The organism is Enterococcus sp. 2G9_DIV0600, assembly GCF_002140615.1.
Classification (GTDB): Bacteria; Bacillota; Bacilli; order Lactobacillales; family Enterococcaceae; genus Enterococcus_D; species Enterococcus_D innesii.
In genome coordinates this window covers 457,258-480,189 of record NZ_NGLL01000001.1, presented here as the reverse complement: position 1 = coordinate 480,189, position 22,932 = coordinate 457,258, and the positions used below count along the sequence as shown (strand labels likewise).

The window sequence follows — 22,932 nt, the reverse complement described above, 5'->3', positions numbered from 1 at the left end:
TACTACTTTTTTTGTGTTTATTTTTCTATAATAACGGATTCTCCATTTACAATCCGGGCATAAATGTTATTTAATCGCTACTTGATAATCACTTTCATTATCAGGTACGTTGTTTTTTTACCATCTTGGTTTCGAATGTGCTATGCTCAAGTTGAGGGAGGAACAATCGATTATTTCTTGAGAAAAGGATCGGTTTTTCATCCCTAGACTACATTCAAAAGGAGGCATTTCTTATGAGTAAATCCGAATCGTCGGCTGTTTTTTCAACGATCGCTTGTTTGCTATTGATGGCAACTGGCTTTCTTATGGCATCTTTTTCCATTCCTTATAGCTTTGTCCCTTATCTGTTAGCGATTCTTGCCGGGGGTTGGAAACAAACCTGGGAAGGCACGCAAGAATTGGTGCACGACAAACGGTTGAACGTCGATTTGCTGATGGCGTTAGCCGCCATTGGTGCCTGTATCATTGGTCATTGGTTTGAAGGGGCGATGCTGACCTTTATCTTTTGTTTGAGCGGTGCCCTTGAGGAATATACGACCAACAAAAGTACCCGAGAAATTAGTTCATTAATGGCACTGCAACCAACGACTGCCTTAAAAATGATTGAATCTGGCGAGCTCGTCGAAGTACCAGTCGAAGCCCTTCAGTTAAAAGATACGATTATGGTGGCCAAAGGCAGTGCGATCCCAATCGACGGTATCGTGATCCAAGGAAACAGCAGCGTCGATGAGGCGGCTATCAGTGGCGAATCCATTCCTGTCGAGAAACGTTTAGGCAGTGAAGTCTTTGGGGGAACCATCAACCTCGGACAGCCATTGTACATTGAAGTTACTCAAACGAGTGAAAACACCCGCTTTGCAAAAATCATTCAATTGGTGGAAGAAGCACAGCAAATGCCAAGTCAAACGGCGACCCTGATAGAGAAAATCGAACGGATCTATGTGCCAATCGTCTTGATCGCAGTCCCACTAATGATCGTTTTGTGTACGTTTTTCACGAATTGGGGGTTCCAAGAAAGTTTTTATCGTGGCATGGTCTTACTAGTAGTGGCATCCCCTTGTGCCTTAGTCGCCTCTGCTACTCCTGCGACGTTAGCAGCCATTTCTCACGCTGCTCGTTTGGGCGTTTTATGCAAAGGCGGACAAGCCTTGGATGCCTTTGCCAATGTCAAAGCGATCGCTTTTGACAAAACCGGAACGCTGACTCGCGGCAAACCTGCTGTCACTGATGTCCACCTGTTGCTGGATGAACCCTTTATCCCCCAACTGATTGTTGGGATGGAAAAACAATCAAATCACCCATTGGCTGAAGCGATCTTGGCGTATTTCCACGATGAAAGACCATTGGAATTAGCAGTGGAAGAACAAGCGGGCGTCGGTCTAGCCACCACTTACCAAGCTGCCCATTGGACGATTGGAAAAGAAGTCGATCTAACCTCTGTTGCTGTCAGTGAGCAAACCCGCATTCAAGAATTGAAAGCAGCCGGTAAAACCTTGATTTATATCAATCGTGACCGTGTATTAGCAGGGTATTTAGCACTATTGGATCAGCCCCGTCCTGAAGCTCGTGAGAGTCTTGCCTACTTCAATAAGCAAGGAATTCACACGACGATGCTGACGGGTGATCATTTAGGTACTGCCAAAGTGATCGCCGCAGAAATCGGCTTGTCTGACTACGAAAGTGATTGCCTGCCTGATGAGAAAACCACTCGGATCAAAGAAATGAAAGAAACCTACCAAATCAATGCGATGGTCGGTGATGGGATCAATGATGCTCCATCCTTAGCGACCGCAAGTGTGGGGATCGCGATGGGCGAAGGAACCGACGTCGCAATGGATGTGGCGGACATCGTCTTGATGAAAAATGATTTGCTGCGCTTGGTCGACAGTCACCGTTTGGCTAAAAAATTACAGCGGATCATCAAACAAAACATCGTCTTTTCTATCAGTGTCATCTTGTTGCTGATCGCTTCAAACTTCCTTGAATTTCTCACGCTACCTCTAGGGGTCGTGGGTCATGAAGGAAGCACGATCTTAGTTATCTTAAACGGGTTGCGTATGCTTTTGCCATTACACAAAGAAACACCCCAGCAAGCCAAACCAACCCGCAAAGATTGCGATGATTGTGTCTTGTATCAACAGTCTTTGCATACGTGACCACTATTTGCACTAGCAAAAACGCCCATTGTTGGCACTTCACTAGAAGTCCAACAATGGGCATTTTTACTGTATTTTTTCTACTTATACTTGATTGGCAAGTTGCTCCGTGTAGAGTTTGCCATCGTACATCTTAAAGAATGGATAATAGCAGAGAATGGAAACCCCTAAGTTGATCAAAGCGATCAGGATGGCTCGGAAATCACCGCCGGTTCCTAAAAACGCCCCAATTCCGACTGGTGAAATCCAGGGAATTCCCGTAATGACTTTATCGACAAAGCCAAACGAGCTAGCAAAGTAAGCAATCGTCACATTGATCATAGGAGTTACGATAAAGGGGATGATCAAATACGGATTGTAGACGATCGGTGCCCCGAAGATCACTGGTTCATTGATGTTAAAAAGCCCCGGTAAGATTGCTGCTTTTCCTAAGACTTTGAGTTGTTGCGATTTTGCCACAAACAGCATCAATAAAACCAATCCAAGTGTACTTCCTGCGCCGCCCATAAAAATATACATGTTCACGAAATCCCCAGCAAAAATATTATTGGCACCATCGATATTTTCCGTTAGAGCCACCAATAGAATGGGATTGATGAAACTATTTTTAATAACTGCCGTCCCATGAACCCCCACTGCCCATAAGAGGTGGATAAGGAGCATAATCACGATGATCCCTAACCAAGAACCCGTCAACTCTTTCACGAATTCAAAGGGTTTGGACAGCAATCCGTGAAGATCCGTGTGGAAAACCGCCAGTACTCCATTGATCGCCACCATCAAAAAGGCAATCAAAATCGCTGGGATCAATGACGCAAATGCTTTGCTGACTCCATCAGGAACCCCTTCAGGCATCTGGATGGTGATCTTTCTTTTTACACAAAAACGATAGACTGACGTAGCAAGTACTGCGGTGATAATCCCGATGAAGATCCCTACTCCACTGAAGCGAGTGATCCAACCGCCTAAAGCGACCCCATTGTAAACAATGGCGGTTTCGCTTTCTGATTGTAGCAATTGTGCAGTACCATCTGTGATATCGACCTGAATGATCGTCATTAAAAAGGCAAACAAACTTAATAACGCTCCTACAAAACTGCTCATAGTCAAATGCTCTTCTTTATGATAAATCTCAGTTAAATAATACCCTGTTGCTAAACAATAAAAAACAGCAATCGAGCCGACAGACATCGTGGTCACGACACTATAGAGCGGTGAAAATCGTAAAATCGTTTGTTCGAAAAAGCCAGCCAGTGGTGGAATGATCTGCGGTAAATTATTGATGATCAAAAAGATCGATCCGACGATCGTAAAAGGGACCGTAATGATCCCTGCTTGCATGATTGCGCGAATAAAGCGTAAATTCGCCAACTTATTCAAAGGCGGCATCAAACGCGTTTCTAAAAAGGTAAAAACACTTGTCATCGTTACTCCTCCAACGAAGGGATAGCCCCTTCTTCAATCAGCTTTTGATACCAATAAAAGCTGTCTTTTCTCACTCGTTTTTGTTCTTTTTCCTGTGCATCATTGCGATCCACGTAAATGAAGCCATACCGTTTTCGAATCCCCTCGTGTACACTGATCAAATCAATGGCAGACCACGGACTGTATCCGATCAGATCCACCCCAGCATTGATCGCGGCTAAGCATTGATTGATATGCTGCGACAAATAATCGATTCGGTACGGATCATGAACCGTGCCATCTGCTTCTAGATGGTCTTCGGCCCCTAAGCCGTTTTCAGTAATGATGATCGGCAAGTGGTAACGATCATAAAGTGTTTGCAACGTCGTTTTCAGTCCTAAGGGATCGATGGTCCAATTGAAGGCATTTTTCTTCAAGAACGTATTGGTGAACCCTTTGTAAAAACCACGCTCCATAATGTCTTCACTTTGCTGATCACTGATGCCGTTTTTCATGTCTCCAGTTTCCGTCGGCTGCTCCACTGTCACCGTGGTGTAGAAGTTCATTGCGACAAAGTCAGGCAGAGCCCGTTTCATCAACGCCTCATCCTCCGGACCAAAGTCAATCGTGAGGCCGTTTTGGTTCAAATAATCTTGAAAGACCGTATTGTAACGACCGAAGCAGGCGAAATCAAGGTACGCCCAGTTCCGGACACTGTTGAAGTACAATGCTGCTTGATTGTCTTCTGGCCGACTAGTTGCCGCATAGACCAACGAAATATTCGGCACCGGTCCGATTTTGCCATTCGGAACGATTTCATGACACGCTTCGAAGGCATATTTTTCAGCAATCATCAGGTGATGAAATTGCTGGTATTTTTCTGATAATGGAATCTTTTTCCCTAATATTTTTTGATCCACCAACAGCATGATATTTGGTTCATTGATCGTCAGCCAGTGCGTCACTCGATCCCCATAGGCTGTAAACAGCGTTTTGGCGTATGCGGCAAATGCCTCAACGGTGCTGCGTTTTGTCCAGCCGCCTTCGTCTTCCAATGCTTGCGGCAAGTCAAAATGGTTCAACGTTACAAAGGGCTGAATGCCGTGTTTCAGCAATTCATCAATGACATCGCTGTAATGATCCAATCCTTTTTGATTAATAGTACCGCGCCCTTCTGGAAAAATTCGCGACCAAGCGATCGAAAAACGGAAAATTTTGATCCCCATTTCTGCTAGCAAGGCGATATCCTCTTTGTACTGGTGGTAATGGTCGACAGCCACAGTAAAATCCGCGATCTTGTGGTTGTCTCTTGGACGAGTATCTTGGACACTCAGCCCCTTGCCGTCGGTTTGATATGCCCCTTCGGTTTGGTGAGCGGAAATCGATGCTCCCCATAAAAAATCAGTTGGAAATGTTTGTTTCATATCGTACTCCTTATCCTAAATAAGATGCGTTTAACATCTTAGAATTATTGCTTGCATGGCAAAGACAATATTCTGAATTATCTCTTATTTTTCGCACTAAAGCAAAAAATAACTCCTGTCAAGTAAGACCCTTTTGAAGAGCTGCTACTTAGACAAAAAAAAGCAAAGTCTAGTTTCCTAGACTTTGCTTTTCAATGCGATAATTTAGAAGTAGCAGCTTATTTTTGTTCTGCTTTATCTTCGTTCAATAGTGCTTTTCTTGAAAGATTCACACGGCCTTGTTTGTCGATTTCTGTGACCTTCACTAAGATTTCGTCGCCTTCTTTGACAACGTCTTCTACTTTGTTGACCCGTTCGTTCGCAAGTTGTGAAATGTGAACTAAGCCGTCTTTGCCTTTGATCAAGTTGACAAACGCACCGAATTTTTCAACACGGACAACTTTCCCAAGGTACACTTCGCCAACTTTTACTTCTTTCGTCAATTCTTCAATGATCTTGATAGCTTTTTGGATCATTTCTGCATCAGCAGAAGCAATCGAAACTTTTCCGTCTTGATCAATATCGATTTTCACGCCAGTTTCATCAATGATGCCATTGATGGTGTCGCCGCCTTTACCGATTACATCTTTGATCTTCGCAGGATCGATTTGGATCATTTCGATCTTCGGTGCGTATTGGCTTAACTCTTCACGAGGAGCAGCCAATGTTGATGTCAATTCATTTAAGATTTCCATCCGTGCTTTTTTCGCTTGATCTAATGCTTCTGTCAAGATTTGTTCAGTGATTCCTTGAATCTTGATATCCATTTGTAACGCAGTGATCCCATCTTTGGTTCCAGCAACTTTAAAGTCCATATCGCCAAGGTGATCTTCTAAGCCTTGAATATCAGTTAAGATTGTGTAGTTTTCACCATCAGATACAAGTCCCATTGCGATACCTGCAACTGGTGCTTTGATTGGTACCCCTGCATCCATCAATGCTAAAGTTCCAGCACAAATACTTGCTTGAGAAGAAGAACCATTTGATTCTAATACTTCTGCAACGAGACGGATTGTGTAAGGGAAGTCTGTTTCATCAGGAATCACTTGTGCTAAGGCACGTTCGCCTAATGCACCATGACCGATTTCACGACGTCCTGGTGAGCCGGCACGACCAGTCGAACCAACAGAAAATTGAGGGAAGTTGTAATGGTGGATGAACCGTTTTGATTCTTCAACCCCTAATCCATCAATGATTTGGTGTTCGCCTAAAGGTGCTAATGTACAAGCAGACAATGCTTGGGTTTGTCCCCGAGTAAATAGACCAGAACCATGAACACGTGGCAATAAGCCAACTTCTGATGCCAATGGACGGATTTCGTCTAATTGACGGCCATCCGGACGAATCTTATCGATGGTGATCAATTCGCGAACCACATCTTTTTCAAGATCTTCCGCGATTTGTTTCACTTCTTTCAAGAATTGTGCTTCCTCTTCATGTCCAGCAAATTTTTCTGCATACACTTCTTTCACTGTGTCTTTGACTTTATCGATCTCGTCTTCACGAGCCAATTTTTCTTCAGTCATAACAGCAGTTTTCATTGTTTGGTAGTAGCCGTCGAAGATTTCTTTTTTCAAGTCAGCATCTACTTGTAACAGTTTGACTTCCATTTTTGGTTTGCCCACAGCTGCGACAACTTCTTCTTGGAAGGCAACCAATTCTTTGATAGCATCAAAACCGAATAATAACGCACCTAACATGTCTTCTTCAGAAACTTCTTTCGCTCCTGATTCAACCATGTTGATAGCTTTTTTCGTTCCAGCTACTGTCAATTCGATATCAGTTTGTTCTGCTTGTTCTACTGTTGGATTCAAGACATACTCGCCATTGACCCGACCAACATCAACACCAGCGATCGGTCCGTCAAACGGGATATCTGAAATAGACAATGCTAAAGAAGAACCTAACATTGCCGCCATTGCTGGCGTACAATCTTGTTCAACACTCATTACGATGTTTGTTACTTGTACTTCGTTACGGAAACCTTCCGCAAACATTGGACGGATCGGACGGTCGATCAAGCGGGCAGTCAAGGTTGCTTCCGTACTTGGACGTCCTTCACGTTTGATAAAGCCACCAGGTACTTTCCCTACGGCATACATTTTTTCTTCATAATTGATTGTTAATGGGAAAAAGTCGCTATCTTTTGCTTCCTTAGATGCAACCGCTGCACTTAGGACAACCGTATCGCCATAACGAACCAATACAGCTCCGTTTGCTTGTTTGGCTAATTGGCCAACTTCTACTTCTAATGGGCGGCCGCCCCAAGTGGTTTTGAATACTTGTTTTTCTGTCATGTTCTGCTCCTTTTCATCGGATCCCAGCAAGTCACTACTAAACAAATGAAAAAATCGGAATGTCGTTCCGCTGCTTTCATTTGGTTAGTAGGATGCTGCTTACAAGGACCCAAAATTCTTTTTAGCTACGCTTTTTGATTCACCAGTCAAAAGGCCGCTCTTTCGGTGTTTCACTTTTTAGATGGCTCGAGATCACCTGTCAGACTGCATCAGCTGTTTTAGCCGACAATGCCGTCGCAGTGATTCCGCTGCTTGGTCACTACGCTCGTTTCCCTCGCCTAGTAGGTTTCATCATCTGCTCTGTGCGACTTACGCCGCCCAGTCGCAGTGATTCCGCTGCTTGGTCACTACGCTCGCTGCTCTCGCCTAGTACTATTCATCATCTGCTCTGTGCGGCTTGCGCCGCTCAGTCGCAGTGATTCATAGCAAAAAAGTGAGATTCGGGTTGAACCTCACTTTTCTTTGTTTGATTAACGACGTAATCCTAAAGCTTGGATTAATTCGCGGTAACGTTGTACGTCTTTTTGACGTAGGTAAGCTAATAAGTTACGACGATGTCCAACTTTTTTCATCAACCCACGGTATGAATGGTGGTCTTTTTTGTGCATACGTGCATGTTCGTTCAAATGGTTGATTTCTTCTGTTAAAACAGCGATTTGAACTTCTGGAGAACCAGTATCTCCTTCATGACGTGCAAATTTGTTGATGATTTCGTTTTTGCGTTCTTTTGAAATTGCCATGTTTTTCACCTCTTTTTCTTTTTCCCCTGCGACTGAGTAAAACGTTGGTGATTCGTTAAACCAAGTAACAGGTACTGTGCTTTTCACACGTAATTACTTTACTTGATTCTAAGTAAAAAAGCAAGTTTATCTACCTATTCTTTTCGTTTCTTTTGAAAGCTCCTCCAAAACTTATGTTATACTTAGGATACTACTCTATCTAAAGGAAGTGTAAGGATGAGCGTTCTTTCCCGAATCGAGAGCATGAAAAATGAATTATCGCTTTCTGAGAAGAAACTCTTCGCATTCATGGAGGCCAATCCTGAAAAAGTGCCGTCGATGACTGCGAGTCAATTAGCAGAAGCCACTGGGATCAGTGCGCCGACTGTCGTACGCTTTGCGAAAAAAACCGGCTTTGCTAGTTTGACAGATTTAAAAATACAATTATCTGCGGAATCCGGCTTGCGCCAAAATGCCAATGAAAACTTGGGCTATGCCGATGTTGAATTAAATGAGCCCTTTCATGCCATCACATCTAAATTAAGCCACAATGCACAGGTGACTATGAATGAGACGGCCCATTTGTTAGAAGAACAGCTGATGTTGGCTGCCGCTGAACTGATCGCGACTCGTGAACGCATTTTTGTCTGCGGAATCGGTGCTTCCTCATTGATCGCACAAGATATCCAACAAAAATGGACTCGTTTAGGCAAGATTGTCGTGTTTGAAAATGACTACAATCTCTTGTTGCCGCAACTCGTCAAAAACGAGAAAAAAAGTCTCCTCTGGGTCATTTCCAACAGTGGACACACGCCTGAGATGGTTCACTTAGCAGAAATCATTAAAAATCTTGGCGTCCCGATTCTGTCACTCACCCGCTTTGGCAGTAATCCGTTAACAAAGTTGGCGGATGTTCCCCTGCAAGTGTCCCGTTCCAAAGAAGCCAACCAACGTAGTGCTGCTACGAATTCGATTATCGCCCACCTATTGGCGGTCGATGTCCTTTTCTATGTCTTTTTAAGTAAGAATGAAAAGCTGGCACGCAATATCTATGCCTCACGCCAAGCCATTGCCGATTTTCGTGAGAAGTATTTATAAAATAATCATAGCCAAAGAAGTCCGCAGGAAAGTTTTCCTGCGGTATTTTTTCTTCTAAGGACACTTTGATCAATCAAGGGCATTCTTGGCAGCTACTTCTGCCAACCAAAAACTGGACGCTTTGGGATAACGCTTGAAGTCATTTTTCAAATCCACTCGATAAAACCCATAGCGGTTTTTATATGCGTTCAACCAGCTCCAGCAATCCATAAAGGTCCACATATGGTAGCCGAAACAAGGAGACCCGTCTTCGATTGCATGATGCAGCTGACGTAAATGGTCTTCAACAAAGGCGATCCGATACGTATCATTGACCTGCCCCATGGCGTCCATGAACCGTTCTTCCTCAGATACCCCCATGCCATTTTCGGAAACAAACCATGGCATGTTTTGATAGTCGTTCTTTAGACGCATCGCAATATCGTAAATCCCTTCTGGATAGATTTCCCAGCCGCGATGAGGATTGATTTTTTTCTCTGGCCAATCGTACCCACGAAATAACTGACGCGGCTCAAAGGGACCGGATGCTGCATTCTGCGGAAGTGGTGCTTGGATCCGCAACGGTTGATAATAATTGCAACCAATAAAATCTAGGGTATTTTCACGAAAAATTTCCGCATCTGTTGCTTCATATTCAGGGGACAATTGATGCTCCTTGAATAAGCTAGTTAGCTTTTCAGGAAATTGTCCATAAACGACACAGTCCAAAAAACTGCGAATATACAAGAGATCTGCCCATTCAGCGGCTTCTCGATCAGCCGCTTCTTGGCTTTTTGGGTAAACAGGTGACAGATTCAAGATGATGCTGATTTCTCCCTCAGGTAGTGCGAGTTTACGAAACTCAGCAACCGCCTTCGCATGAGCTAGCAAAGTATGATAACCCACTTGGATCGCCCGCTTGAAATCACGCACTTGCGGCCAATGAGCATCTCCATAATACCCACATTCAATATGCACCAACGGTTCATTAAAGGTCGCCCATTTTTTCACTAGATCGCCGAATTGTTCAAAAGCAGTTTTTGCATAAAATGCAAAATGGTCCACGGATTCCCGCGCCTCCCAGCCTCCTTTTTCCATCAGCCACCAAGGCATGTCAAAATGAAACAAATTAATGATCGGTTCGATGCCTTGGTCCAACATTTCCTGAAAATATGCCCGATAAAACCGGACTGCTGTTTGATTCAATGTTTTTCCATCTGGTAATAAGCGGGTCCATGCAATCGATGTCCGATAGGAATTCAAGTTCATGGCCTTCATGTTTGCTACGTCTTCCCGGTATTGATAGTAGGTATTTGAGGTGTCGCTTGGTCCGACACCATCGTAAAAGCGTGACGGCTCCAACTCAAACCATTTGTCCCATGTAGAGGGACTTTTGCCGTCAACCGCCGCGGCCCCCTCGGTTTGCGGTGCTGACGCGGCCGCTCCCCATAAAAAGTTTTTTGGAAAGTGAATCATTCTTTTGCTCCTTTCTGAGTTACCTGCCACGTACGGTCAGGGTTGGATCGTTGAAATACAAATCGATACTGCTGACCTGCTGTTTCGACTTCCAGACAAAACGATGCAGTATCTTTCAAAGAAATTGCCAGCTGCTGCACTGATGCTTCATCGATCACGAGTTGAAAAGCTACTTGCCCTTGATTAGGCACCCATACTTTTTGAAAGCCACACAGGACTTTTTTCCTCGGCACATATGCTTTTGTGTACTCTTTTAGATAACATTGAATGACTTCTTTGCCAGAAACTGCAGAATGATTTTCGAGTGTGCCGCTAACGATAATGCCTTCACCTGCATATTCAGCCGAAACCGCGCTGCAAGTAAAAGAGGCATAACTAAGACCATAACCAAAAGAATATACTGGTGCGCCGTTTTGATCGAGGTAGTCTTTTTGAAACGCTGTGTTGCGATAATTATAACAGACTGGCAGCTGTCCAACCGTATCAGGAATAGAAACTGCTAATTTCCCACTAGGAACCGTTTCGCCAAAAAGAATCCGAGCAATCGCTTCCCCTCCATATTGGCCGGGATAGCCAGCGTAAAGCAGTCCATCGAATACTTCTTTCAACGGAGCTAAGCAATGCGGTCGTCCAGAAATCACGATCCCAATCAGCGGCTTTTTCCTCTTCTTCAACGCAAACAGTAAATCCAACTGGCATTGCGGCAAATCGAGGGTAGCTAAGTCGATGTTTTCTCCGCTGGTCATTTCCTGAGATCCCCTTAAGGCGGCGCCGTTTTTGTCAAAATCCGTTGTGAAATCACGGGCACTGGAGCCACCAATCGTCACTAAGATGACATCAGCGTCTTCTGCGATCTGACAAGCCCGCCGTCGTTGCGCCGTTGTTCCATTGGCGATTTCGCAGCCTTTTTCGTAGGCGAAATCCACTTGATGCGTATTTAATTTGGTCAACCCTTCCCAAAGAGTCATACACATTGGTTCCTCCTTAAATGGGGTATAGTCCCCCAGCTGATGATACAGCTGTTTAACATGAGGGCCAATGACAGCAATTTTTTGGCGCGTTTTCTTCAAAGGCAAAATGCCATTGTTTTCTAGTAAGACGACGGATTCTTCTGCTAATTTTAAGGAAGCTTGTCGGGCCTTTTCTTTGTCTGGCAATGAAACGTGGGGCGTTGCTTCTTTAAACAAGCCAAGTTTTTCTTTCAAAAGAAGCACACGCCGAACCGCCTCGTCGATAACCGTTTCCGCAATCAGTCCGTCAAGGACAGCTTCTTCCAATACAGGGAAAACTTCGTCCCATAAACTAACATCCACACCGCTGGTCAAGGATTTGGCGGCCGCTTGTGGGTGGCTCCCCAGCCAGTCAGCAATTCGATCCAGCCCACACCCATCGGCCATCACAATTCCCGTAAAGCCACTTTCTTCTCGTAAAACCTCTTGTAACAAATAAGCATTAGCATGGCAAGGAACACCATCTAGATCATTGTATGCAGCCATACACCCCAAAGCCCCAGCAGCAATCCCCGCTTTCATTGGTGGCAGATGGATCTCGCGGAATTCCCGATCACCGATTGCCACTGGCCCTGCATTGTGTCCCCCCATTCCTGCACCTTGAGCAGCAAAGTGCTTTAACACCGCTAAAACGTTCTGTTTTTCAATCGTTGCTTTTGATCCTTGTAACCCTCTGACGGCTGCTTTGGTAAAGCTACTGGTCAAAAACGGATCTTCACTGAAACATTCTTCTGTTCGCCCCCAACGAGGATCTCTAGCAATGTCCAATGCGGAAACCAAGCCGACATGGGCCCCTTTTGCCCGAATCTCTTGAGCAGTGATGGTTTGGGCCGCTTGATACAGCTCTGGGTTCCAACTAGAACCAACACTAAAATTGACCGGAAACGTCGTCGCTTCCAAACCTTGGTGACCGTGAGGACACTCTTCACTGAGAAGGGCCGGAATCCCCAGCCGAGTGTGCTCCTGCAAATAAGTTTGAATCATAAGGGATAGCTCATAGGACTCCGTGGTCGTCAGGCCGGTTTGCTGATTTCTACCTGACCAAGGATCAGCCCGAAACACGCCATAGATCCAGCCAAGACTGCCAAAACGAGCTACTTCTTTTTTAAAGGTTTCAGTTAAAATAATTTCCCCATTGTTTTTTTCGTAAACTTCCCAACCATACAGACGCTGATTCAGCTGGCCAATTTTTTCTTTCAATGTCATTTGTCGTAAAAGTGTCTCAATCATATGCTTCTCCATTTCTATTTAGTCTTCTAAATAAAGCATGATGGTCTGGATCTCAAAAGGCTGGAAATGGATTGTGATGCTTTGGGCATCCAGCGGCTCGACCGGCAGTTCAGCGACGGTTTCTTCCAAAAGATTCGTTAAAACCGCTTTTTTGATTCTTTTCTGGCAGCGCATTTGACAGGCGCTGGTTTGATTGTGATATTCATACAACCGCACGATCAGTGCCTCTTCATCTTCGGCTTTTTTCACCGTATCCAGTAAGACATTCTTTTGGTCGACTGCTAGAAAAGCTTCTGCTGATAGTTGTGGCACACTTGGAACGGTTAGAACGGGAACATTCAATGCCAAAGCTTCTTCCATCGTTTGCGCGTCTTGCCAAGTTCCTTCGTGGGCGTACAAGGAATAGGTAAACTCATGAAGGCCTTGATCCGCTTCAGGATACGGATCAATCGGTGATTTAATCAAAGAAAGCCCGATTTTTTGATAATCCGTATTGAACCCATATTTCGAATCCGTCAAAATACTAACCCCATAATTCCCTTCTGAGAGATCTACCCATTTTTGTCCACAGCTCTCAAAACGCGCTTGGTCCCATGACGTGTTTTGATGCACAGGCCGTTTTACCTGCCCGAATTGAATATCAAACGTTGCTTCCAATGTGTTAACATCAATCGGCAGCAATGCCTTTAACAGCAGTTGATGCTGGTGCCAATCAACCGCTGTTTCAAAATCGATTCTTCCCGTGCCATGGTAAAAATGCAGCCATTGCGTAATAAAAGAATCTTCAAACTGACGTTTGATCTTCAAGGTATCGCGAATCTCCCCTTGCTCAACAACCTCAGCTGAGAGAACTTGCTTCACAGGATAAGGCTTCTTCTGGTAATAAATATCAATGTCCCACGCATCATAATCCATTGGCAGATCTTCGTAAGCCACTAACTGATTCAACCGCTCTCCTTTTGGCACGATTTCTCGCTGCTGCCGTTTGTCAAATGAAGAGATGATGTCAAAGTGTTTGTCAAAAATCACTTTAAAATCAACCGTTTCAAACGATTCCTCCAGCCGCATTGCCACTTGCTTTGATTGAGGCATAGCTGAGACAGGGGTCAGTGTTTTGCAGCTCAATCCAGCCATTGCGGGAATTTTGACTAAGAGCCGGTCATCATAGGTCCGCTGAGTCAGGTAAGCTTCTTTGATCCCTGTCTGATCGTCTAAATAGACCAGACCCGTCCGCTCTTGTCCCAGCGGATTAAAGACATGCCATGAATTAGCTTCGGCTGCTTGCGCCGCTGGAATCAAAGCTTCGATCAGCTTGCAACCTTTATCAAAGAGCTGTTGATACTCTTGATCCGTCTGATCATAAACTTCTTTGATTGAGCTTCCCGGTAGAATGTCATGGAATTGATTAAATAGCAGCTGTTTCCAAAGTTGTTCTAATTCAGCTTGCGGATAACGATTGATTGCACAAATACTATAAAGTTTTTCAATCGTCTGTAAGAAAAATTCTCCTTGGCGATTGGCCTTCTTGTTTTTGCCAATCGAAGTCAGTGTTCCACGATGGTATTCAAAGTACAATTCGCCGTACCAGACCGGGCCAGTTTTTTCCTTAAAAGAATCTGCCAGTCGATCAAAAAAGCCCCCCACATGATTGCCAGTAATCGTCGGCATATCTGGCAGTGTCTTTTGCAGCCGTTTCTGGACTTCTAGCATCTCTTTCGTCGGGCCTCCGCCACCGTCACCATACCCATAGGCAATCAAAATTTCGTCGTGCTGATCTTTTTGCTGATAACGTTCAAAACTGCCTTTGATCGTGTAAGGATCTAGCAATCCATTATACGTCGTATAATAATCTCTTGGACTGTATCCTTCACTGATGGTGGTAATAAAATGCGTCAAAACGCGGCTGCCATCAATTCCTTGCCAATAGAAGGAATCATAAGGAATTTGATTGAACTGGTTCCATGACAGCTTCGTCGTCATAAAGTAGGGCGTATTTGTTTTGCGTAAAATTTGCGGCAAGGCGGCTGAATAACCAAAGACATCCGGTAGCCATAAGATGCGGCTATCGACTTGAAATTCCTCTTTCATAAACCGTTTGCCATAAAGGATCTGACGAACCAGCGATTCCCCTGAAGTCAAATTGCAATCGGCTTCCACCCACATCGCCCCGTCAACTTCCCATCTTCCTTCTCGAACTTTTTCTTTGATTGCAGCGTAAAGTTCAGGATAATGTGTTTTCATGGAGAGATACAGTTGTGGTTGGCTTTGAAAAAACGTGTAATCTGGATACTCCTCCATCAATTTCAAGACCGTCTGGAAACTGCGCTCGCCTTTTTCAATTGCTTGCTGCGCCGTCCAAAGCCACACCAGATCGATGTGGGTATGGCCGACAGCCGTCACTTTTTGTTTTGGTGTATGCGCTGGTAAGTAACATGACGCAAGCAGTTGCTTTGCTTTTGCGAGACTTTCATAAAATGCCGCTGAGTAGGGCGTACGAAAATCCAAGACATTGGCGACTTGGCCAAGGACTTGTTGATAAAATGCTTCGTCACCGCCAAAGGCACGAATGGCACGCCAACTATCAAACAGCGTATAAAAATCAAACCAGAGTTCATTGACGACAGGATCCAATGCCAATAAGTTGATATGCAGTGGGAATGGTTTATCGGAACGGCCCGAGAACAGATCAATCTTCAGTTTGACTGCTTTTTGTTGATATCCTTCAGCCAAAGTGACCTCTCGATGATTGACATCGATAGCTTGGACATAGGTATCGTCCAAATAAATTTTGATTTGGGGATTGGTGGTGTTGTCCCACTCTGAGAGACTTGAATAGACTTGTAAGACGACACAAGGATTCCCTACCCAGTCAGCGGGAACTTGAAAGCTGCCTTTCAACTGATAATAGGTGTTTTTTTCTCCGAAATAACTCCCTTGTTCATACGGTACCCAATCCTCTTGTTTTAAAAAAAGCGGGTCTATTGGCTGTTGATAGCGTACACGGTACTGTTTTAATTTGTAGAAAATTTTTCGGATGCGTTCAAACTCGTAAGGCTGCATAACTCTCATTTTTCTTTTGACTCCTCTATCCTAAAAAATTTCAGCTCTTTCACCAATCAATAGCCAACGACTTTTTACTGCTTGATCGCTTTGATCAAACTGCAGGTGTACCAGAAAATAATCCTCACGGAGAAAACCCCAGCAAGCTGCTGTTCTACCAAGACTTGCTGTATGGTTTGTATCATGAAAACTTAACCGATCTTTCTTTAGCATCCCACTATCAAGCATTGGCTCAAGAGTTGGCCGCTGTGAAAGCAACACGGGACACACAAACGATGTTTGCCTTTTATCAGCAGCTGGCTGATGTTTTGGCACAAAAAGCCTGTATTACCAACCAAATCACCAGTGCCTATAAAAGCAAGGACTTCACGGAATTGCACCAAGCAGTCGATGAGCTCAGTGTCTATAAATCCGCCTTGCAATCCCTTTACGAAGCCCATCGTCAAGTCTGGTTTGACTGGAATCGTCCGTTTGGTTTTGAGAGTATCGATCTGCGTTATGGGGCCCTGCTGATTCGCTGTGACACGACGCGCTGGCGGCTGAATGCCTTCTTGGACGGGGAGCTCGATACTTTGGAAGAATTGACTCAACCGTCCTTACCGATGGTGACCCCTTTCAGCGGCAACACTTCTGTGGGTCGCAATTTATTTCATGGAATCTATAGTGCGGGGAAAATTTCTGATGTTTAAAAGAAGGAGTGAGAAATTATGAAAACATCCTTGCTGCGCCGAACCATCATCGTGAGTTTGCTGGCTGTTGTTAGCCTATTCTTTCTCTATTTTCTAACAACCGATTCTTTTGCTCCAGTTCATGCCCAACCTTCAGAAAAACTGGAGATGACAGGTAATATTACAAATCAAGCAGCGGCGGAGGCTTGTTTGGCAGTGCTGAAAGAAAATTTACAAGCAGCCTCTGACCAAGACGCGACAGCTTATGCCGCCACGCTCGTGGCAGCGGCGCGAGCAGAGACGACCCAAGAATTGGCTGCTTTTTTTGCAGAAGAACAGCTGCAGCACACGCTGCTTTCTTTTGAAGTCGTTAAACAAGAGACAGGATCCATGCTGGTCGCGGCGCAACAGAAAACGATCAGCCCAAAAGATTCTTCCTACCGTGATCACATCACAGAGGCTTACCATACTTTCGTTAAGGAAGCAGATGGCTGGAAAATTCAAGAAACAGTCATGACGAATACAGAATTTCTTTAAGTGAGTGAAAAAGGAGTGATTTTTAATGAGAACGTATAGGAATTGGCCTGCCATCTACCCTGACCCAAACTGGTTTCTCCATGATCGGTTTGGCTTATTCATCCATTTCGGCCTATTCAGTATTGGCGCTCGACACGAATGGTTTATGACGACAGAAAAAATTGAACCTACCACCTATCGCGAGAACTATTTTTCTCAGTTTGATCCTGATCTTTTCAACGCGGAGGAATGGGCTCAAACCGCAAAGAAGGCCGGTTTTCAATACATGGTCTTCACGACGAAACATCATGAAGGCTTTGCCCTTTGGGACACCGCGCTCAGCGACTACAAAGTAACCAACACCCCATTCAAGCGAGACCTCTTAGCAGAACTGCTGCCGGCATTTCGCAAGGTCGGCATTAAGGTCGGACTGTATCATTCGCTGATCGATTGGTATCATCCAGATTTCACGCTCGACGGCCTGCATCCGCAACGAGAGACTATTCAAGCCCGTCAAACCAATGACCAGCGGGACATGCACCGTTATCAAGATTTTTTGGCTGGTCAAGTCACCGAACTATTGACCAATTATGGGACCATTGATTATATGTGGTTTGATTTTCCTTATAGCCATCGAGATTGGGGCTGGTCAAAAGGCAAAGGTGCCGCCGACTGGGATAGCGAACGGATCGAAAAAATTTGTCGAAACTTGCAACCGAACATGCTGCTGAATGACCGTTTGGATTTGGGCCGCGGGATTACCACCCCTGAGCAATTCCAACCAGACAAACCATTAGAAGCAGATGGATTGCCTTTAATATGGGAGGCTTGCCAAACGATGTACGAAACGTGGGGCTATGATCGTGATGCTCAGCACTGGAAATCCAGTGAAATGATGACCAAAATGCTGATTGACACAGTAGCAAAAGATGGGAACTTTCTCTTAAATATCGGCCCGACTGCTCGTGGAGAAATCAACTTACCAACTCGCAGCCATTTAGAAGCTATCGGTTCATGGATGCATTATCATCAGCAAGCGATTATCGGCTGTGGTGCCAGCTCTTTTCAACCGCCTATTGACAGTCGCTACACCCAAAACGGGAATAAACTTTACTTGCACCTCTTCTCCTACCCCTACAAATCCTTGCTTCTTCCGGGGCTTGCAGGATGCGTGAAGCATATCCGTTTCTTACATGATGGCTCCGAGTTGTTTTATCGAGGATTTGATCCCGAGGAAGTCCTCACTTCAACGGAAGCCATCATCAACAAAGAGGACCTTGTTCTCAGCTTACCCGTCTGCCCACCAGATGTGTTGGTGCCAGTGGTCGAGATCGCTTTAAGAGAAATGTAAGCACCCGTTGCACTATGCTAAATGAAGAATTTATTTATACAAAGACGTTGCCCTTACTTTCTTTACAAAAAAATGACTAGAAGCTGATCGCTTTTAGTCATTTTTTATGGCTATTTTTTCAAGAACTCCCGCAAATTTGTCTATACGAAAGTAGCCAACCAGCTTGTTGAACAGGTGATGAGAACATCCAGACGAGTTGCTTGCTTAATCCTTCCTTAACGGTACTTACCACGGGAGGGTCAAAGTTCCTTAGACAAATAAAGAACAAGATCGTCATTGTTGCAACAAGGCGCATTCATCGCACAATTCTGATTATTGAACCAAACACCAGATCCATCTGGAATATAGCCTTGTTTTACATACAGTCTCTGGGCCGATCCATAACCAGTGTGTAAACCTACCCCCAATGTCACCACGGCAGCTATTTCTCGTGCCTTTTCTTCGGCTGCTTTTAAAAGCTGACTGCCTAACCCTTGTTTTTGATAGGATTCAAAAACATTAAAATCCGCAATTTCTGGATACAAGCCTTTAAATGGCCCGTGCTTTGCTAGAGGGACCAAAGTCAAATACCCGGCAGTTTTGTTGTTTATTTTGGCAAGCAAAACGTATCTCCCCCCCGCTTCTTGCTCATTTAAATACTCCATCAAGAGCTGCTGGCGAGAAGGCCACCCTTGCTTTAAAAACATTTGATCCATTTCAAGAATATCTTTTCTCTTCAACGGTTGAATATCTATGATCACTTATTTGCTCCATTTCTCCCCTCACTCGGAGTTACGTTCATTTTATCAAAAATACTATTGGCTGTTGTTTCACTTGTCGCTAAACTTATTCAGCATAAAGAAAGCAACAGGGATTGTTAGCGATGCGCCCTTTCACCCAATTCCTCTAACAATCAGCTGAATGTCGCTTCCCACCCATCATAAAGCTTTTGAAATGTCTCTTTTGGTCGGTTTGGCTCATTATAAACTTGTTGGCTAATGGCCGCTTGGAGCCAAAAAATCGCTTGGATCACTTCACGGCTAGTCTGAGCCTCAGGTACATCCGCCCAGACGGATAAGGCGATCGCCTGTGTTTGGGCAAGCTGTTCCTGTGCAACTTGTTGTCCATTGGCAAACGTCGTCAACTGGAATTCATTGCTGATTTTTTCGTAAGTTGGATAGGTATACCCTGCCGCTTCTCCTAAGACATAATAGAAAAAATTATCATTGTGATTGATCATGGTATAGCCCTTTTCAAAAAAGACATCCACCGGCGCCATATTTTGGTTCCAACGGGTCCAATAGGAGATTTGGCAATTCTCCGTCAACGTTGTCTGCTCTTGGCGATTCAAGCGGTAAAAACCATCATTCCAGACCCGCACAACAAAGCCGAGACTTTCAACAAAGGCCGCCAGCTCATTGACATAATCAATAAAGACTTCGATTCCGCTGGCTTTTTCCCCATAGCGCTCGCGGGCTGCTTCGATCATTTGTGGAAAGTTTTCTAACTGGTCAAAATCAATAAACTCATCGGCCCCGATGTGAAAATAGGTACTGTCTTCAAACAGTCGCGCATATTCCCGATAAACTTCCTGAATAAAGGCTACCGCTTCTGAATCCAAAATGTTTAGTGCTCGATCATCACGCGTGCCAGCTGCTGTCGGCAATTGCCACTGAGGTTTTTTTGACAGGACTTGTCGCAAATGACCAGGAGAATCAAAATCAGGGATGATGGCAATTTCATGGTTTTGGGCATACGCAATCAGTTCACGAATCTCCTGCTTGGTCAAATATTCTTCCGAAACAATTTCTGGAAATTGCTGGGATTCAATCCGAAAGCCTTCGTTTTCCGAAAAATGAAGCTGCAGATGCGTAAATTGGAAGCAAGCCATACTGCGGACGATTGCTTTCAAATCAGTTAGAGAATAAAATTTACGCCCGATATCGATCATCAGACAGCGTTCTTTAAGCGCTGCTAGATAGCTTTTCTGTGCTAATTGACCTGTCGCTTGATCTCGGCCATATTTGGTTAACGCGTAAAAGACGTGTTCTGGCGAGGACACACTGATTGTTTGGGTTTCAAATCGAAAATCAGCATCCAGCTGCGGATCGACCACTATTTGCGGGAGCGGTTCCTTCGCCGACTGCCAACCTATCTCCTCAAAAAAGACGGCAGCTCGTTGCTGAGCTTCTTTCAAATCAACTGGTTTATTCATCTCATTCTTCCTCTTACTTTCAATAACTTACGTTCAATAATTTCTCATTTTTTGGTTCATTTCACGGTATTGCCCTGGGGTCACACCCACTATTTTTCGGAACTTTCTCGTATAGTTGGAAACATCATAATACCCATTGTTACGAATAATTTCTTTGATTGGCAAATCTGTTTCAATCAGTTCTTCTTTGATTTTTTTCAGCCGTAATTCTTGAATATATTTGGAGAAGGTTTTGCCACTTTCTTTTTTTACAAAACGGCTGACATAAGAGACAGATACACCTACTTCCTCTGCCACCGATTCTAGCGATAGCTGAGAGGAATGATAATTTTCTTGAATAAAACTGAAGATTTTCTCATTCATTTCCGACTCGTCATCCAGCGGCTGTTTCTGCACCTTTGTACAAATCTGCTGGGCAATCGTTAACAAGGCCGTCTGCAATTGGTTCAAGCTGTTGAAATCGGCACTTTCAGAAGCAGTATGCAGTACCTCTGCCCCCACCAGTTCACCGCCGACTTGCGCGATCGTATTCAACAAGTAGTAGCCGTACATTTTTTGGACACGAGGAGAAGTCTGTTTGCTCTCGCCTTCTTCAATCAAACGTTGGATCGTTTCACTGGCAATTTCAATATTTCCTTGATTCAAGGCTTGGATCAATTTTAATTTTTGATTGTCTGGATAATTGATCGGTAAATGTTTGGTCTCTTGGGAAAGCTCCGCATAGTAGCTAATTTGCTTCCCTTGACTTCCTTGATTTTCCAGTGCCGCCAATCCTTCGATATACGATTCATTAATAGCCGTTAGTTGATCCACCTTCATCCCGACACCCATTGCGGGTGTTAGGGAGATCGCTTGGGTAATTTTTTCCGCGATAGCATCTACAATTTCTTTTTGTTCTTTGCCATCAACAAAGCCAACGGTCAATGCCAGCATTTCTGTGGACAAAATTTCAGTGGCATATGCCGTATAATCAGCCTCTTTGATTTCTTCGATATAATCAATTAAAAATTTCTTATCCCCTTGCTTGGCTTTGGTATCAACAGTTTTCGTATCAATGGCGATCACAAAGTAATTCGACTTAGGAAAACAAACATGGACAGCTTCCAAAAGAAGAGCCAATTCTTGTTCTGAACGGAAACGTCCACTCATTAATTTGCGCAATACTTGTTCTCTCGCATGGGGTGTTTGTAAACGAACTTCCTGATGCAGTTCTTGGTGCTCTACCAAAAATGCCGCTAGCGTATTATGGACATCATCCATCGAATGAAGAGTCATTTTTGGATCACGATGAAACTCCTGAACCAGATTTTCTATTTTGCGAATCGGCCGATAACTGCGTAAACCAAGCATCACGACTGCGGTGATACCCGTAAACAATATGGCGATAAATACTAGGACGAACTGTTCTTGCACACGGTTGACTGAAGCCAATGCTTGATTCGGATTGGCGACAGCTACGACCGAAATATTCAATTCTTTGTTGGCAATTGCTTGAACAAAATACGTCGATTGTTCAAACCGCATTCGTCCTGTTTGAATGCCTTTTTTCATTCGCTCAGGATGATTTAAAAAGCGTGCTAACTCATCATTGGTGGTACTGGCTAATAACTGATACTCATCATTGATGATATAGGTATTGCTGAGCCCATCACTATTGCTTAAATCAAGGATTCTCTTCAAATTGTTTTCTTTGATTTCATAGATTGCTGCGCCGTAAACGGTCATTTCTTCACTTTGAATTGGTACGATATAAAAGAAACGCGAATATCGCTGTTCTCCACCAGCACCTTCCAATGTCAGTAACGTCGGCGCTGGAGAGTCCAATTGTGCGACCAATTGAACTTGGTCCATATCGTTTTTTGGCAGTACCTTATTCAAGAATGTGTCGACTGACAGTGAGCCAACGGTTGAATAAAGGGTCGCCGGGGCTTCTTTATAATATAAATAGACCTCTTCGACTAGATCGTTAGTGATTTTATATGTCTGCATCGCTTCTTTTGCTTCTTTAGTCAAGTAAGGATGCTGTAGGTATTTCAATGAAACAACATGATCATTGGTCATTTTTTGCGTCAGATAATTCAATTGAATAAACGTATTTTCTAAAGAATATTTCAACTGAATCAATTGGTTTCTAGCGGTCAGCATCACCTGTTCATTGATACTTTTGACAGAGGTATCATACCAAATCCATGACACGGCTAAAAAAGGCACTAAAAACACGATTAAATAAGAGCTGATGGCACGAATGATTCCCCTAAATAGTTTTTGACGATTCAGTTCCGTGTACTTTCCCATTTGCATCACCTATTCT

General features: G+C 44.1%; 15 protein-coding genes. 5 read left to right on the top strand and 10 right to left on the bottom strand.

The window, feature by feature from the left end; genetic code table 11:
* Nucleotides 1-233 precede the first annotated feature (233 nt).
* Nucleotides 234-2,156 (top strand): heavy metal translocating P-type ATPase, encoded by a 1,923-nt coding sequence (locus A5870_RS02310; protein WP_086291670.1) that lies wholly within the window; start codon nucleotides 234-236, stop codon nucleotides 2,154-2,156.
* An 84-nt stretch (nucleotides 2,157-2,240) separates the two neighbouring features.
* On the opposite strand, the gene celB is transcribed toward A5870_RS02310, so the two are convergent.
* From celB to rpsO, 4 genes are all read right to left on the bottom strand, one after another.
* Nucleotides 2,241-3,581, bottom strand: coding sequence for a PTS cellobiose transporter subunit IIC (gene celB / locus A5870_RS02305; RefSeq protein ID WP_086291669.1), 1,341 nt, complete (start codon nucleotides 3,579-3,581; stop codon nucleotides 2,241-2,243).
* A gap of 2 nt (nucleotides 3,582-3,583) precedes the next feature.
* Nucleotides 3,584-4,984, bottom strand: a complete 1,401-nt coding sequence (locus tag A5870_RS02300) for a glycoside hydrolase family 1 protein (RefSeq protein WP_086291668.1) — start codon at nucleotides 4,982-4,984, stop codon at nucleotides 3,584-3,586.
* Between the two features lie 218 nt (nucleotides 4,985-5,202).
* Complete coding sequence (pnp, locus tag A5870_RS02295) at nucleotides 5,203-7,320, bottom strand: polyribonucleotide nucleotidyltransferase (protein WP_086291667.1); 2,118 nt, start codon at nucleotides 7,318-7,320, stop codon at nucleotides 5,203-5,205.
* 470 nt (nucleotides 7,321-7,790) lie between these two features.
* The gene (gene rpsO, locus A5870_RS02290) at nucleotides 7,791-8,060 is read right to left on the bottom strand and encodes a 30S ribosomal protein S15 (protein ID WP_005228072.1); all 270 of its coding nucleotides are present in this window, start codon (nucleotides 8,058-8,060) and stop codon (nucleotides 7,791-7,793) included.
* Nucleotides 8,061-8,276: 216 nt separating this feature from the next.
* Here rpsO and A5870_RS02285 point away from each other — a divergent pair, with 216 nt between their 5' ends.
* Nucleotides 8,277-9,137 (top strand): MurR/RpiR family transcriptional regulator, encoded by an 861-nt coding sequence (locus A5870_RS02285; RefSeq protein WP_086291666.1) that lies wholly within the window; start codon nucleotides 8,277-8,279, stop codon nucleotides 9,135-9,137.
* Nucleotides 9,138-9,206: 69 nt separating this feature from the next.
* Here the strand turns inward: A5870_RS02285 and A5870_RS02280 are convergent, their stop codons facing one another.
* From A5870_RS02280 to A5870_RS02270, 3 genes are read right to left on the bottom strand one after another with little or no spacing between them, the layout of a single operon-like run.
* Nucleotides 9,207-10,592: a glycoside hydrolase family 1 protein gene (locus tag A5870_RS02280; RefSeq protein WP_086291665.1), complete on the bottom strand. Its 1,386-nt coding sequence runs from the start codon at nucleotides 10,590-10,592 to the stop codon at nucleotides 9,207-9,209.
* On the bottom strand, nucleotides 10,589-12,844 hold the full coding sequence (locus A5870_RS02275; protein ID WP_086291664.1) for a glycoside hydrolase family 3 N-terminal domain-containing protein: 2,256 nt from the start codon (nucleotides 12,842-12,844) through the stop codon (nucleotides 10,589-10,591). The genes A5870_RS02280 and A5870_RS02275 overlap by 4 nt, the downstream gene beginning before the upstream one ends.
* A gap of 6 nt (nucleotides 12,845-12,850) precedes the next feature.
* Nucleotides 12,851-15,901, bottom strand: coding sequence for an alpha-mannosidase (locus tag A5870_RS02270; RefSeq protein ID WP_086291663.1), 3,051 nt, complete (start codon nucleotides 15,899-15,901; stop codon nucleotides 12,851-12,853).
* 50 nt (nucleotides 15,902-15,951) lie between these two features.
* On the opposite strand from A5870_RS02270, the gene A5870_RS02265 reads away from it, so the two are divergent.
* From A5870_RS02265 to A5870_RS02255, 3 genes are read left to right on the top strand one after another with little or no spacing between them, the layout of a single operon-like run.
* Nucleotides 15,952-16,581 carry a hypothetical protein gene (locus tag A5870_RS02265; RefSeq protein WP_369596788.1) on the top strand — a complete coding sequence of 210 codons (630 nt, stop codon included), beginning with the start codon at nucleotides 15,952-15,954 and terminating at the stop codon, nucleotides 16,579-16,581.
* Between the two features lie 18 nt (nucleotides 16,582-16,599).
* Entirely contained in the window at nucleotides 16,600-17,097 is a 498-nt protein-coding gene (locus tag A5870_RS02260; protein WP_086291662.1) for a hypothetical protein, read from the top strand.
* Nucleotides 17,098-17,122: 25 nt separating this feature from the next.
* Nucleotides 17,123-18,427, top strand: a complete 1,305-nt coding sequence (locus tag A5870_RS02255; protein WP_086291661.1) for an alpha-L-fucosidase — start codon at nucleotides 17,123-17,125, stop codon at nucleotides 18,425-18,427.
* Nucleotides 18,428-18,666: 239 nt separating this feature from the next.
* Here A5870_RS02255 and A5870_RS02250 read toward each other — a convergent pair whose 3' ends face one another.
* The 3 genes from A5870_RS02250 to A5870_RS02240 form a co-directional block, all read right to left on the bottom strand.
* A complete protein-coding gene (locus A5870_RS02250; protein ID WP_086291660.1) occupies nucleotides 18,667-19,167 on the bottom strand; it encodes a GNAT family N-acetyltransferase in 501 nt (166 codons plus the stop codon).
* 152 nt (nucleotides 19,168-19,319) lie between these two features.
* Nucleotides 19,320-20,621, bottom strand: a complete 1,302-nt coding sequence (locus A5870_RS02245) for a family 20 glycosylhydrolase (protein ID WP_086291659.1) — start codon at nucleotides 20,619-20,621, stop codon at nucleotides 19,320-19,322.
* 33 nt (nucleotides 20,622-20,654) lie between these two features.
* Nucleotides 20,655-22,922 carry a helix-turn-helix domain-containing protein gene (locus A5870_RS02240; protein ID WP_086291658.1) on the bottom strand — a complete coding sequence of 756 codons (2,268 nt, stop codon included), beginning with the start codon at nucleotides 22,920-22,922 and terminating at the stop codon, nucleotides 20,655-20,657.
* Nucleotides 22,923-22,932 lie beyond the last annotated feature (10 nt).